The 13,437-nt window shown below is 67.9% G+C and carries 14 protein-coding genes; 12 read left to right on the top strand and 2 right to left on the bottom strand.

The genetic code is table 11. The features are described 5' to 3' along the window. Positions 1-129 precede the first annotated feature (129 nt). From QRN63_RS25340 to QRN63_RS25320, 5 genes are all read left to right on the top strand, one after another. Positions 130-2,055 carry an ArnT family glycosyltransferase gene (locus QRN63_RS25340; RefSeq protein ID WP_285033677.1) on the top strand — a complete coding sequence of 642 codons (1,926 nt, stop codon included), beginning with the start codon at positions 130-132 and terminating at the stop codon, positions 2,053-2,055. A gap of 131 nt (positions 2,056-2,186) precedes the next feature. After that, on the top strand, positions 2,187-3,932 hold the full coding sequence (locus QRN63_RS25335) for a glycerophosphodiester phosphodiesterase family protein (RefSeq protein WP_285033676.1): 1,746 nt from the start codon (positions 2,187-2,189) through the stop codon (positions 3,930-3,932). Between the two features lie 112 nt (positions 3,933-4,044). Next, on the top strand, positions 4,045-4,800 hold the full coding sequence (locus QRN63_RS25330; RefSeq protein ID WP_285033675.1) for a YebC/PmpR family DNA-binding transcriptional regulator: 756 nt from the start codon (positions 4,045-4,047) through the stop codon (positions 4,798-4,800). A gap of 24 nt (positions 4,801-4,824) precedes the next feature. Continuing rightward, positions 4,825-5,244, top strand: coding sequence for a MarR family winged helix-turn-helix transcriptional regulator (locus tag QRN63_RS25325; protein ID WP_285033674.1), 420 nt, complete (start codon positions 4,825-4,827; stop codon positions 5,242-5,244). A 21-nt stretch (positions 5,245-5,265) separates the two neighbouring features. Further along, a complete protein-coding gene (locus tag QRN63_RS25320) occupies positions 5,266-5,712 on the top strand; it encodes a hypothetical protein (protein ID WP_267317181.1) in 447 nt (148 codons plus the stop codon). A gap of 7 nt (positions 5,713-5,719) precedes the next feature. Here the strand turns inward: QRN63_RS25320 and QRN63_RS25315 are convergent, their stop codons facing one another. Further along, positions 5,720-6,370: an NAD(P)H-binding protein gene (locus QRN63_RS25315; protein WP_285033673.1), complete on the bottom strand. Its 651-nt coding sequence runs from the start codon at positions 6,368-6,370 to the stop codon at positions 5,720-5,722. A gap of 113 nt (positions 6,371-6,483) precedes the next feature. Here QRN63_RS25315 and ruvC point away from each other — a divergent pair, with 113 nt between their 5' ends. Genes ruvC through QRN63_RS25290 form a run of 5 tightly spaced genes read left to right on the top strand, consistent with a single transcriptional unit; the run spans position 6,484 to position 9,848 of the window. Further along, positions 6,484-7,041, top strand: coding sequence for a crossover junction endodeoxyribonuclease RuvC (gene ruvC, locus QRN63_RS25310; RefSeq protein WP_029105302.1), 558 nt, complete (start codon positions 6,484-6,486; stop codon positions 7,039-7,041). Continuing rightward, entirely contained in the window at positions 7,038-7,625 is a 588-nt protein-coding gene (ruvA, locus tag QRN63_RS25305) for a Holliday junction branch migration protein RuvA (RefSeq protein ID WP_267317183.1), read from the top strand. The genes ruvC and ruvA overlap by 4 nt, the downstream gene beginning before the upstream one ends. Then, the gene (ruvB, locus tag QRN63_RS25300; protein WP_060999866.1) at positions 7,622-8,680 is read left to right on the top strand and encodes a Holliday junction branch migration DNA helicase RuvB; all 1,059 of its coding nucleotides are present in this window, start codon (positions 7,622-7,624) and stop codon (positions 8,678-8,680) included. Before ruvA ends, ruvB begins: the two co-directional genes overlap by 4 nt. A gap of 5 nt (positions 8,681-8,685) precedes the next feature. Continuing rightward, a complete protein-coding gene (locus tag QRN63_RS25295; RefSeq protein ID WP_285033672.1) occupies positions 8,686-9,072 on the top strand; it encodes a DUF1304 domain-containing protein in 387 nt (128 codons plus the stop codon). A gap of 32 nt (positions 9,073-9,104) precedes the next feature. Continuing rightward, entirely contained in the window at positions 9,105-9,848 is a 744-nt protein-coding gene (locus QRN63_RS25290) for a lytic transglycosylase domain-containing protein (RefSeq protein ID WP_285033753.1), read from the top strand. Positions 9,849-9,851: 3 nt separating this feature from the next. On the opposite strand, the gene QRN63_RS25285 is transcribed toward QRN63_RS25290, so the two are convergent. Next, complete coding sequence (locus QRN63_RS25285; RefSeq protein ID WP_285033671.1) at positions 9,852-10,916, bottom strand: GGDEF domain-containing protein; 1,065 nt, start codon at positions 10,914-10,916, stop codon at positions 9,852-9,854. 273 nt (positions 10,917-11,189) lie between these two features. Between QRN63_RS25285 and yajC the strand changes: the two genes are divergently transcribed. Then, on the top strand, positions 11,190-11,513 hold the full coding sequence (gene yajC, locus QRN63_RS25280; protein WP_267317186.1) for a preprotein translocase subunit YajC: 324 nt from the start codon (positions 11,190-11,192) through the stop codon (positions 11,511-11,513). A gap of 65 nt (positions 11,514-11,578) precedes the next feature. Continuing rightward, the gene (gene secD / locus QRN63_RS25275; protein ID WP_285033670.1) at positions 11,579-13,435 is read left to right on the top strand and encodes a protein translocase subunit SecD; all 1,857 of its coding nucleotides are present in this window, start codon (positions 11,579-11,581) and stop codon (positions 13,433-13,435) included. The last annotated feature ends 2 nt before the right edge of the window (positions 13,436-13,437 follow it).

Below are 13,437 nucleotides of genomic sequence, written 5' to 3'. Positions count from 1 at the left end.
TACGACTGTTCACTGGATTGGCCCCCTGTGAATCCGCTGACTGTGAGCAGTTTCATCGCCCGCGCACGTCATAGCGGCGGCTCGTCCGCTTCACAGCTAGGCCATAGCTGGAGCTGCCTTAATGGTCGGGTGACTACGACATCCGCCGCTGTCCTGGACGCCCCGACGGCCGAGCCGGAGACCAGGGCACCCGCCAAGACTGGCGAGCGCGCGGCGCTGGCCCTGCTGCTGATCGTCACGGCGGTCGGCTACCTGTGGAACATCACCGTCAACGGCATGGGCAACCAGTTCTACGCCGCCGCGGTGTGGGCCGGTTCGCGGAATTGGGAGGCGCTGCTGTTCGGGTCGATCGACCCGAACAACGTCATCACTGTCGACAAGCCGCCGCTGTCGCAGTGGGTGATGGCGCTGTCCGGCCAGATTTTCGGCTTCAGCAGTGCGAGCATGTTGATCCCCGAGGCGTTGATGGCCGTCGGCTCGGTCTGGCTGCTGTACGCCGCGGTCCGACGGATCAGTGGTCCGGCGGCCGGTCTGCTCGCCGGTGCGGTGCTCGCGCTGACCCCGGTGTCCGCCATGATGTTCCGTTTCAACAACCCCGATGCGGCCATGGTGCTGCTGATGACGCTGGCGGCGTATTTCACGGTTCGCGCGCTCCACGGTAAGGGCGCCAAGTGGATGGCGTTGGCCGGCGTCGCGCTGGGTTTCGCGTTCCTGGCCAAGATGCTCGAGGGACTGATGGTGGCGCCGGCCCTCGGCCTGACGTACCTCATCGCCGCGCCCGTCGCGCTGCGGACCCGGCTGTGGCACCTGCTCGGGGCGTTGGGGGCGCTGCTGGTCTCCGCCGGCTGGTTCGTGGTGCTCACGATCCTGTGGCCGGCATCGTCGCGGCCGTACATGGCCGGCTCTACCGACAACAGCTTCATGAATCTGGTGTTGGGCTACAACGGCTTCGGCCGCGTGCTCGGCAAGAACCACATGGGCAAGAGCGACCCCGACAAGCCGTCGACGGTGCACACCCTCACCGGTGAGCACGCCGGCCACGCCGCCGGCGAGACGATCAAGACGGCCGGACACCACGGCTTCGGCATGGGTGATCAGACGCAGGGCCTGCCCCGGCTGTTCACCGGCGAATTCGGCTTCGAGATCGGCTGGCTGGTGCCGGCCGCGCTCCTGGCGATGGTGCTCGTACTGATCTCCCGCGGGCGGGCGCCCCGCACCGACCGGGTTCGGGCCGGAGCCATCCTGTTCGGCGGCTGGCTGGTCAGCGTCGGCCTGGTGCTGAGCTTCATGAAGACCAACGTGCACCCGTACTACTGCCTCGCGCTGGCGCCCGCGATGGCCGCCATGTTCGCGATCTTCGTCATCGAATTCTGGCGCCGGCGTGACTCGCTGTTCCACCGGATCGGTTTGGCGACAGTGCTTTTGGTCAGCGGGGTGTGGGGCTTCGTGATCCTCGGCCGCAACGCCGACTGGCTGCCCGCGCTGCGCTGGGTGCTCCTCGTCGCCGCCGTGGTCGGGGCTGCCGGCCTCATCGGGTCGGACCGCCTCAACCGCAAGCATGCGGCGACGCTGGCCCTGGCGCTGGCGATGTTCGGCGCCGCCGGGGGATCGGTTGCCTACTCGCTGGCGACCTTCGGTCAGCCGCACCTCGGCGGCGGGCCGTCGGTCGGTCCGGCGGACAAGGACGACAAGGCGCACGGTGGCTTCGGTCAGCGCGACGAGAACCCCCAGCTCAACGCGCTGCTCAAGGCCACGACCACCAAGTGGTCCGCCGCGATCGACCGGTCGTCGCCGGCCGCCGGTCTGGAGCTCGACACCCGTACGCCCGTCATCGCGATCGGTGGCTTCGGCGGCAGCGACCCCGCACCGACGCTGCAGCAGTTCCAGTCCTATGTGGCGGGCCACGAGGTGGCGTACTACATCGTCTCCGACAACAAGGGGCACTGGGGCGCTGATGCGCACAGCGACATCGCCGACTGGGTCGGCGCCAACTTCGCGCCCATGAAGGTCGGGTCCGACACCGTCTACGACCTGACGCAGCCGGCCAAAAAGTAGGGCCAGCTAACAAGCCGCAGGTCTCGGGAGCCAGGTCCACTCGACCGCGCATGTCGTCCGTTCGACCGATATCAGCCACATCCCGGGCTGTGCTGTAATCCAGCGAATTCCATTCGGTCGAAGGAGCGGCGATGTCGAATTCTGATGGTGGACAAAATGAGTGGAGCCGTCCTGTCGACCCGCGCGCCGAATTCCGGCGCCCACCTCCGCAGCGCTACGGCCCCGCCGCTTCCCACCCGCCGTTGTCTGCCGGCTCTGCGCGGTTCGGTGCTGCGCCCGGGACGCCGCAAACTAACGGTGGGTCCGGCTTCTACCAACCGCAGGCTGCTCCGGGCGGGTCCGGAACTGCGCCTGGAGCTGGTCTGGCACTGAAGCCGTGGCACTTCCTGTGGATCGCGGCGGCGGTCTTTCTGTTGGTGGCGCTGTTCGTCTCGTCGAGTTTGAGCTGGGTCCTGCTGGCGGTGGCGTGCGGACTCGGCGGGGTGTACCTGCGTGAGCGATACGCGGCCTCGACGGTTCCGTCCGGGCCGGCTCAGACGGCGCCGCCCATGCCGTTGATCCCGTTGCGCGCCATGGCGATTCCCGAAATCTTCAGCGGTACCGCGAAGATCATGCTCCGGTACTGGCCCGCGTTGCTGGGTATACCGGTGGTGATCCTGGTGGGCTTCGCGCTGTTCGTTTACGCGTCCGCCGCGACGCTCGGCACCGTCGTGGTGAAGGCAACCATGTCGGTCGGCGCGGGTGGCCTCGCCAATCTGGACAACCTGATGACCGGGATGTTGGTGGTGTGGCTCGTCTACTTCGTCGTAGTCGCGGCGATCGCCCTGCCGACAGACGCCTTGCTGATCTCGCTGACGGTCATCGCGGCCGACCGGGCTGTGCGCGGCCTGCCGATCCAGTCACGTGACGTGCTCCGTCTGGCTCGGCAGCGCATGTTTGCGGTATGCCGACTCACGCTGGTGTTCTACGCGATTCTGTTGCTCCCTCAGCTCGTGTTCTACCTGGTTCTGACGAGTAGCCCGAAGATGATGATCGCCCTCGCCGGACCGGGCGGCTTGGTATTGACGTTCCTGGTGATGTTCCCGATCTACTTCGGTCTGGGTCTGATCCTCAGCCTGGCACCCATCGCCGTCGTGGTCGAAGGTCGCGGCGTCGGAGCCGCGCTCCAACGATCCGTACAACTGCTCAAACCAGCGTTCGGGCGCATCCTCGGCATCCACGTGCTGTGGAGTGTGTGCATGGCGGTGGTCCTGTGGGGCTACTTCACGCTGTTGGGCGACCAGATCCTCACGGACCTGGTCGACAGCCCGCTGCTGGCGGGGGCCGACCTCCTGCTGTTCGCGGGCGTGCTCGGCGTGATGATCGGGTTCTTCCGCGTCCTGCAGGCGCTGATCTACATCGACGTTCGGATCCGCCAAGAGGGCTACGACCGCGAACTGATCGCCGACTGGAATCGGGCTGTGGCCGGCGGTGTGGCGACACAGCCGGCGATGACGACCGGCAAGGCCCTGCCGGCGGCGGCCGTCGGGGTTGCGGTGATCGCCGGGCTGTCCATCGTCGTCTCCGCATTCAGCGGACCGTCGGATGACGACGTCATCAATGCGTTGAAGGCCGACAAGCCGGCAGGATTGTTCAAGAACGGCAAGGCGGTTTTCCACGTGGACGATCTCGAAGAAGCCGGCCAAGGTTGGTATGTCGCCATCATCAAGTTCGACGGCATCGAGCTCGAGCCGGGCACCGTCGTTCTCCGGCGCAGCCCGGTGGCCGGGGACCGGCTGACGGTGGTCGACGGACCGGGCACGGACCTCCACTTCCAGTGCCCCTCGTTTCCACAGTCGGTACAGAAGCTCGTGCACAGCTGTTCGTACGGGCATTGATCGAAGCGTCACGCCCATGACCGAGTCGCCCGTCTTGAGCCTGCGCAGGGCGTGCTGTCGTCCCACGTAGACTGGTCAGCTGACGTTTGGATCAGAAAGAGGGCGTACACGCATGAGCGGCCATTCCAAGTGGGCGACAACCAAGCACAAGAAGGCCGTCATCGACGCCAAGCGCGGCAAGATGTTCGCCAAGCTGATCAAGAACATCGAGGTCGCGGCCCGCGTCGGCGGCGGCGACCCGGGCGGTAACCCGACCCTCTACGACGCCATCCAGAAGGCCAAGAAGAGCTCGGTCCCCAACGACAACATCGAGCGCGCCCGCAAGCGCGGCGGCGGTGAAGAAGCCGGCGGCGCCGACTGGCAGACCATCATGTACGAGGGCTACGGCCCCAACGGTGTCGCGGTGCTCATCGAGTGTCTGACCGACAACCGCAACCGTGCCGCCGGCGAGGTCCGCGTCGCGATGACCCGCAACGGCGGCAACATGGCCGACCCGGGTTCGGTGGCCTACCTGTTCTCCCGCAAGGGCATCATCACCCTCGAGAAGAACGGCCAGACCGAGGACGACGTGCTGATGGCCGTCCTGGACGCCGGTGCCGAAGAGGTCAACGATCTCGGTGACGCGTTCGAGGTCATCTGCGAGCCCACCGACCTGGTTGCCGTGCGCACCGCGCTGCAGGACGCCGGCATCGACTACGACTCGGCCGAGTCCGGCTTCCAGTCGTCGGTGTCCGTCGAGGTCGACCTCGAAGGCGCCCGTAAGGTGTTCAAGCTCGTCGACGCCCTCGAGGACAGCGACGACGTGCAGAACGTCTACACCAACGTCGAGATCCCGGACGACGTCGCCGCGCAGCTCGACGAGGAGTAGCCGCTCCGGCGGTAGCCTGCCGAGATGTCCGAGCCGCCTCCGTTCAGCCCGACCGTCGCACTGCTGACCGTCAGCCGGGTGTGGGACGCCGCATTCGCCGACGCCCTCAAACCCCTTGGGCTGACGACGCGTAAGTATGGGCTGTTGGGCCACATCCGGGGAAGTGCCGGAATCTCGTTCAGTGAACTCGCCCGGCGATCACGGATCACCGTGCAGAGCGCGCACACTGCTGTGGCGGCATTCGTCGAGGCCGGTCTGGTCGAGGACGCGACGGCGCATGCCGGCGCGGCATCGACTCTGCGGGTGACCGCCAAGGGCGATTCGTTGTTGAACCGCGCCGCTGACGTCGTGGCCGAGCTGGACGCCGCGTTCGCCGCGCAGCATCCCGAACTGACCGGCGCGCTCCGCGCGTACATGACACGGGTGGCAGCCGTGTCGTCATAACCTTCAGTTAGACTGAAGGTTATGCAAGCGTTCCTGTTGTCCGTCCACGTGGTGGCGGGCATCCTCTTCGTCGGCCCGATCGCCGTGGCCACCAGTCTGTTTCCGCGCTACGTGCCGGTCGACGGCCCGTCTGCGAGCAACGAACGCAGCGTCGGGATCGCGCGGCTGTTGCACCGGATCACCCGCGTCTACGGTCTGCTGGCCATCGCGGTTCCGGTGATCGGCCTCGCGCTCGCGGGCGTCCAGGGGCGCTCGACCGAGGTGTGGATCATCGTGGCCATGGTGCTCACGGCCGGCGCCGGCGGCCTGCTCGCAGTCCAGATCGCCCCGCGTCAGCGGCAGGCGCTGGCCGCGCCGGGCGGTGAATCGGAACTACGCACCCTGGCCATGGTCACCGGCATCTTCAACCTGCTGTGGGTGATCGTCGTGGTGCTGATGGTCGTGCACCCTGGATCGAGGTACGTTTGATCGCCGGTCAGGCGAGTGCCGCAGTGATCGGGGTGTCGCCGGCGATCACCTCGAACGTCCGTCCGGCGGTTTCCGGTGCGTCGAGCACGGCCAGCAGGACGGCGGCGACGTCTGCGCGCGGAATTTCGCCGCGGCCCGTGGTCTCCGCGATATGCACGAGGCCGGTGCCGGGTTCGTCGGTGAGTCGTCCCGGTCGGACGATCGTCGTCGCCAGTCCGGTCCGGGCCCGCACGTCGGTGTCGGCCTCGGATTTCGCGCGGATGTACGCCACGAACACCGGGTCGTAACCCGGGTCCAGGCTCCGGTCGTCGGCCGAGATCGCCGACACCATGACGTAGCGCGTGACCCCCGCGGCTTCGGCGGCATCGGCGAGCAGGATCGCCGCGTCGCGGTCCACCGTCTGTTTGCGTTCGGCGCCGCTGCCCGGACCGGCGCCCGCCGCGAACACGACCGCGTCGGCACCCTCCAGTTGCGCGGCGACTTCCGCCACCGACGCATGCTCGAGGTCGAGCACGATCGTCGTCGCGCCGACCGCCTCCAGGTCGGGTGCATGCGCCGGGTTGCGGACCAGCCCGGCTGCCGTGTCGCCGCGACCGGCGAGGAGTTGCTCCAGCAGCAGGGCGATCTTTCCGTGCCCACCGGCGATGACGACGCGCATGTGTCCACTGTGTCACGTGTCCGTTCGCATCTCAGGCGTGTCCCTCGCGGGAAGTGTCGCCACCGCCCGCTAAGCTATCGAACAGCTGTTCGGGACCTTAGTGAGGAGTAGGCGTGCGGGTGATGGGCGTCGACCCTGGTCTGACGCGCTGTGGTCTCTCGATGATCGAGGGGGGCACGGGGCGCAAGGTCACCGCGCTCGATGTCGACGTGGTGCGCACCCCGTCCGACGTCGAACTGCAGCGGCGGCTCCTGACCATCAGCGACACCGTCGAGCACTGGATGGACACGCACCGTCCCGATGTCATCGCCATCGAGCGGGTGTTCGCCAACCAGAACGCCAACACCGCCATGGGCACCGCGCAGGCCGGCGGCGTCATCGCGCTGGCGGCCGCGCGCCGGGGGATCGACGTCCATTTCCACACGCCCAGTGAGGTGAAGGCCGCCGTGACCGGAAACGGTCGAGCGGACAAGGCCCAGGTCACCACCATGGTCACCAAAATTCTTGGGCTGCAACAGAAACCGACTCCGGCCGACGCCGCCGACGCGCTCGCGCTGGCCATCTGCCACTGCTGGCGGGCGCCCATGATCGCCCGGATGGCCGCGGCGGAGGCCAAGGCCGCGGAGTTCAAGAAGCAGTACGCAGCGAAGGTGAAGGCGGCACGCGCATGATCGCATCGGTTCGTGGCGAGGTCATCGACATCGCACTCGATCACGCGGTGATCGAGGCCGCCGGTGTCGGCTACAAGATCATGGCCACCCCGGCGACGCTGTCCACGCTGCGCCGCGGCACCGAGTCGCGGCTCATCACCGCGATGATCGTGCGCGAGGATTCGCAGACGTTGTACGGCTTCGCCGACTCCGACGCCCGCGACCTGTTCAACACGCTGCTCGGGGTGTCGGGCGTCGGCCCCAAGATCGCGCTGGCGACCCTCGCGGTCTACGACGCCCCGACCCTGCGGCAGGCGCTGGCCGACGGCGACGTCACCGCCCTGACCCGGGTGCCGGGCATCGGCAAGCGTGGCGCCGAACGCATGGTTCTGGAACTGCGCGACAAGATCGGCGCGACGGCCGGCGCCGGTGCGGGTGTCTCCGGCGGGCATTCGATCCGGGGTCCGGTCGTGGAAGCCCTTATCGGCCTTGGCTTTCCGGCCAAACAGGCCGAAGAGGCCACCGACAAGGTGCTGGCCAACGATCCGGATGCCAACACCGCCACCGCGCTGCGGTCGGCGCTGTCGATGCTGGGTAAGAAGTGAGCCGGTTCGAGGACGAGGGCGCCGAGCCCGACGAGCGCGACGTCTCGCCCGCACTGACCGTCGGTGAGGGCGACGTCGACGCCAGCCTGCGGCCCAAATCACTGCGCGAGTTCATCGGCCAGCCCCGGGTACGTGAGCAGCTGCAGCTCGTGCTCGAAGGTGCCAAGAACCGCGGCGGGACGCCCGACCACATCTTGCTCTCTGGGCCGCCCGGCCTGGGCAAGACCTCGCTGGCCATGATCATCGCCGCGGAGCTGAGCTCGTCGCTGCGCGTCACGTCCGGGCCCGCGCTGGAACGCGCCGGTGACCTGGCCGCCATGCTCAGCAACCTCGTCGAGGGTGACGTCCTGTTCATCGATGAAATCCACCGCATCGCCCGGCCCGCCGAGGAGATGCTGTACCTCGCCATGGAGGACTTCCGGGTCGACGTGGTGGTCGGCAAGGGTCCCGGGGCGACGTCCATTCCGCTGGAGGTCGCGCCGTTCACCCTGGTCGGCGCGACAACCCGCTCGGGCGCACTCACCGGCCCGCTGCGCGACCGCTTCGGCTTCACCGCGCACATGGACTTCTACGAGCCGCCCGAGCTGGAGCGGGTGCTGGCCCGGTCGGCCGGCATCCTCGGCATCGAACTCGGTGCCGAAGCCGGCGCCGAGGTGGCCCGCCGATCGCGCGGCACGCCACGCATCGCGAACCGGCTGCTGCGCCGTGTCCGTGACTACGCCGAGGTTCGCGCCGACGGCGTCATCACCCGGGACGTCGCGAAGGCCGCACTCGCCGTCTATGACGTCGACGAACTCGGCCTGGATCGGCTCGACAGGGCCGTATTGACCGCTCTGACAAAGAGTTTCGGAGGCGGACCCGTCGGCGTGTCGACGCTGGCGGTCGCGGTCGGGGAGGAGGCCACCACCGTCGAGGAGGTCTGCGAGCCGTTCCTGGTGCGTGCCGGCATGATCGCCCGGACGCCGCGCGGGCGCGTGGCCACCCCGCAGGCGTGGACGCATCTGGGCCTGCAACCGCCGATAAACGGACTGGGACAGGCCGGGCTGTTTGAATAGGACCCATGCTGATTGCAGGGTTGATCGTTGCCGGCCTCGCCGCGCTGTTGCACGTGTACATCTTCGTGATGGAGTCCCTCACCTGGACCTCGCCGCGGACCAGAGCCACCTTCGGACTCACCGAGCAACAGGCCGCCGACACCAAGGAGCTGGCCTTCAACCAGGGGTTCTACAACCTGTTCCTGGCCATCGTCACCGCCGTCGGTATTGCGGCAGTCATCTTGGGTTGCAAGGCGGTCGGGCTGGCGCTGATCTTCGCCGGCATCGGATCGATGGCCGCCGCCGCGCTGGTCCTGCTGCTGTCATCCCCGGAGAAGGCACGGGCGGCCATCACACAGGGCATCTTCCCGGTTCTCGGCATCGCTGCGTTGCTGATCGGAACGCTGGGGTGATTCGCCGCCGCGCGGCCGCCGTTGCCGCTGTCGTGCTGGCGTTCACCGGTGGCGGCACCGCCGCCGCGGACCCCGACCCGGTGCAGCTCGCTGACACGCTGGTCGCCGACGAGCAGGCCGTGCGCGATCCGGCGACGCCGGAACCCGCATTGATCGACGCCGCGCACCGGCAGCAGGTGGCCTACCGCGAGATCGCCCGGCATCCGGAATGGGATGCGGTCATCGCGCCGCGAATCCCGCCGGCGCTGGCCGCGGCGTACAGCCACAACGTCGACGCCGGCCGTCAGCTGTTCGGGATGACGCCGCCGCGCGACGCCCTCCCGCCGTGGACCATCCAACCGCCGGCGCCTGCCGACGAACTGCTCGGCTACTACCGCGAGGCGCAGGCGGCATCCGGCGTCGACTGGACCTACCTGGCGGCGATCAACCTCATCGAATCGCGGTTCGGCCGGATCAACGGCGACAGCACGGCCGGGGCGCAGGGACCCATGCAGTTCCTGCCGTCGACGTTCGCGGCTTACGGCTCGGGCGACATCCGCTCGCCACGGGATTCGATTCTCGCGGCCGGTCGCTACCTGGCGGCCAACGGCTTCGCCGCCGACCGGGACGGCGCCATTCACCACTACAACCATTCCGGCGCGTATGTCCGCGCCGTCAATGACTATGCGGCGGTGCTGGCCGCCGATCCCGCCGCGTTCGCGGGCTACTACCAATGGCAGGTCTACTTCCGGACCACGTCGGGCGACGTGCTGTTGCCCGTCGGCTATCCGGCATGAGCCTCAGTGATGTGACAGCAGGTGCGTGCTGACCTGATCGCCGCCGGCTCGTTTGGCGACATACATGGCGTGGTCGGCGGATGCCAGCAGCTGATCCATAACCGGCCTGGTACCGGCCGGTGCGTGGGCGATGCCGAAACTGGCCGTCATGTACCACGGTTTCGTGGCGATGTTGCGGCGTAGTCGTTCGGAGAATCGAAGGGCATTGGCCTGATTGCCGCGGATGGCGATGACGAACTCCTCGCCGCCGATCCGGGCTGCGACCGCGCCTTTGGGCAGGGCATTCATGATGACCCCGGCGACGTCCATCAGGACCCGGTCGCCGACCGCGTGCCCGAGGGTGTCGTTGATGCGTTTGAAGTCGTCCAGGTCCAGAAGGATGACGCTGATCTCGGATTCCGCGCGGGGGCCCGCGAGCATCGGGCGGATCGACTGTTCGAACCCGCGGCGATTCGGCAATTGCGTCAGTGGGTCGAGGTGGGCCACGGCGGAGTCGTCGCCCAGCAGCATGACCAGCACATGCACGGCGAGCGGGAGTAGCAGTGTATTGGCGACGAGCCCGACGAACACGGCGACAGCCAGTTGTGGATCGCCCTGTTCCGCCAGCCGGACGCCGCAGACCACGGCGGTCACGATGGCGGTCACCGCCACCGACGCCAGATATTTCGGCGTGTGGAACGACGCGACATACGCGGCCAGCAGTGCGAAGACGGAGCCGGCCAGGGCCGCCGCCTTGGGATCCCGCTGCACCAGAGACACGCCCGCGATACAGAAGTCGAGCAGGATCATGATCACGGCGGACTGGCGGCGCCGCGGCCAGCGCGTCAGCCAGACCAGCGAGCACCCGATCGCGACGATGCCGGCGACGCCCGGCACCGCGACCGAGTAGACGGTGGCCGGGCCGGACGGGTTCCAGATCGTGGCCATTCCGACCGCGCCGCCGCTGAGCACGACGAGACCGACGATGATCCGCGTGTAGGGCTGCAGGCCGCGGTTCTCGATATATGCGGACAGCCATTCATAGTGGTCGGGCCGATGCCACCATTGCCGAATCCGCTGCCAGGCCAACGTCCCGAACCTCCCTCGCCCCCGGCGAAAAGCTAGCAAATTGTTAACTGAGGCGCGCGGCGGAGACGCTTATCGCATGAAATTCACATCTTAGGTTCGCAAGGGTGGTTGCTGGAAGCATGTCCCACATAGTGGGGCGCGACATCACGCGTGGTGGGGTGGTCGGTGTGGACGCCCTAGATGGCACACTGGTCACTACCGCGGCACGGCGCACGGCTGGTCCGGCTCGCTTGCCTGTTCACAGACTCAACAGAACGAAAGATTTTCGCTGTCATGGATTTGGTCGTCTTCCTGCCGCTGCTCCTGGTCATGGGTGCCTTCATGTTCTTCGCATCGCGGCGGCAGCGGAAGCAGATGCAGGCCACGATCGATCTGCACAACTCGCTGAAGGTCGGCGACCGCGTGCACACCACATCCGGTCTGCTGGCCACCATCGCCCGGATCGACGACGACAACGTGGATCTGGAGATCGCCCCGGGCGTCGTCACCACCTGGATGAAGCTGGCGGTGCGCGACCGCATCGACGCCGAGACCGAGGCCGCTGAAGAGGTGTCCTCGACTGCCGTCGAAGAGGGCACGCCGAAGACCGAAGGCTGACATTCCCGCACCAACACGTACCCTTTGCGGGGCTGACGTACCGATCTCAAGGAGACCCTAGAACCGTGGCATCGTCTTCGGCGCCGGTGCACCCATACCGCTATTTGTCGTTGTTCCTGGCGCTGTTGGTCGGCGCCTACCTTCTGGTGTTCCTCACCGGCGACAAGCAGGCCAAGCCCAAGCTGGGCATCGACCTGCAGGGCGGTACCCGGGTCACCCTGACTGCACGTACCCCTGACGGCTCGACGCCGACCCGCGAGGCGCTGATCCAGGCCCAGGAGATCATCGGCGCCCGTGTGAACGGGCTCGGTGTCTCGGGTTCTGAGGTCGTGATCGACGGTTCGAACCTGATCATCACCGTGCCCGGCCAGGACGGCAGCGAGGCCCGCAACCTGGGCCAGACCGCGCGGCTGTTCATCCGGCCGGTCGTCCATGTCATCCCGGCTCAGGGCGCCCAGCCCGCGAAGCCCGCCGCGCCCGCGGCGCCGGCTCCCGGTGGCATGCCCGGCGCTCCCGGTGGCATGCCCGGTCTGCCCGGCATGCCGCCGCTGATCGCCCCGGCCGAGCCCGAGGCCCCGATCACCCCGCCGACGCCGGGCATGCCCGCGCACCCGGCATCCACCGCCCCGGCCCCGCAGCCGCGGCCCTTCCCGGAGGAGCCGACCCCGGCGCCGTCGGACACCTCGGCCACGCCCGCACCGCCGGCACCTGCCGCCCCGGGCGCGCCCGAGCCGGGTGCCCCCGCGGCTCCGGCTCCTGGTGCCCCTGCACCGGGCGCCCCTGAGCCCGCGCCCGGACCGCACGGCCCCAAGGCCGAACTGGCCCAGCGCATCGCCGACGAGAAGGCCCTGCGGCAGAGCACGCAGCCGCAGATCCAGTTGCTGGCGCTGCAGTTCCAGGCCACGCGCTGCGACCAGCAGGACGTGCTGGCCGGCAACGACGACCCGAACCTGCCGCTGGTGACGTGCTCCAAGGACCACAAAGAGGTCTACCTGCTGGACAAGTCGATCATCAGCGGTGACGAGATCAAGGATGCGTCGTCGGGCCTGAATCAGCAGCAGGGCGAGTACGTCGTCGACGTCACGTTCAAGGAGAAGGCCGCCGACGTCTGGGCCACCTTCACCGCCGCCAACATCGGCACCCAGACCGCGTTCGTGCTCGACTCGCAGGTGGTCAGCGCGCCGGCCATCCAGGAGGCGATCCCGGGCGGACGCACGCAGATCACCGGCCACTTCAACGCCTCGACGGCGAAGGACCTGGCCAACGTGCTGAAGTACGGGTCGCTGCCGCTGTCGTTCGAGTCGTCCGAGGCGGAGACGGTGTCGGCCACGCTGGGCCTGACGTCGCTGCGTGCCGGGCTCTGGGCCGGTCTCATCGGACTCGGTCTGGTGCTGCTCTACTCGCTGGCCTACTACCGGGTCCTCGGCATCCTGACCGCGCTGTCGCTGGTCGCGTCGGGCGCCATGGTGTTCGCGATCCTGGTGCTCCTGGGCAGGTACATCAACTACACGCTGGACCTGGCGGGTATCGCGGGTCTGATCATCGGTATCGGTACGACTGCCGACTCGTTCGTGGTGTTCTTCGAGCGCATCAAGGACGAGATCCGAGAGGGCCGCAGTTTCCGCTCGGCCGTGCCGCGCGGTTGGGCCCGCGCCCGCAAGACCATCGTCTCGGGCAACGCCGTCACCTTCCTGGCAGCCCTGGTGCTCTACATCCTGGCAGTCGGCCAGGTGAAGGGCTTCGCGTTCACCCTGGGCCTGACCACGATCCTCGACATCGTGGTGGTGTTCCTGGTGACGTGGCCGCTGGTTTTCCTGGCGTCCAAGTCGGCGCGGATGGCCAAGCCTGCGTACAACGGTCTCGGCGCCGTGCAGCAGATTGCGCGCGAGCGGCGAGCGGCCAGCCTGACGGGACAGGGGTAACA

The organism is Mycolicibacterium sp. lyk4-40-TYG-92 (assembly GCF_030209435.1).
Classification (GTDB): Bacteria; Actinomycetota; Actinomycetes; order Mycobacteriales; family Mycobacteriaceae; genus Mycobacterium.
Note: the sequence above shows the minus strand (reverse complement) of the source record. Positions and strands in the feature narration are given on the sequence as shown.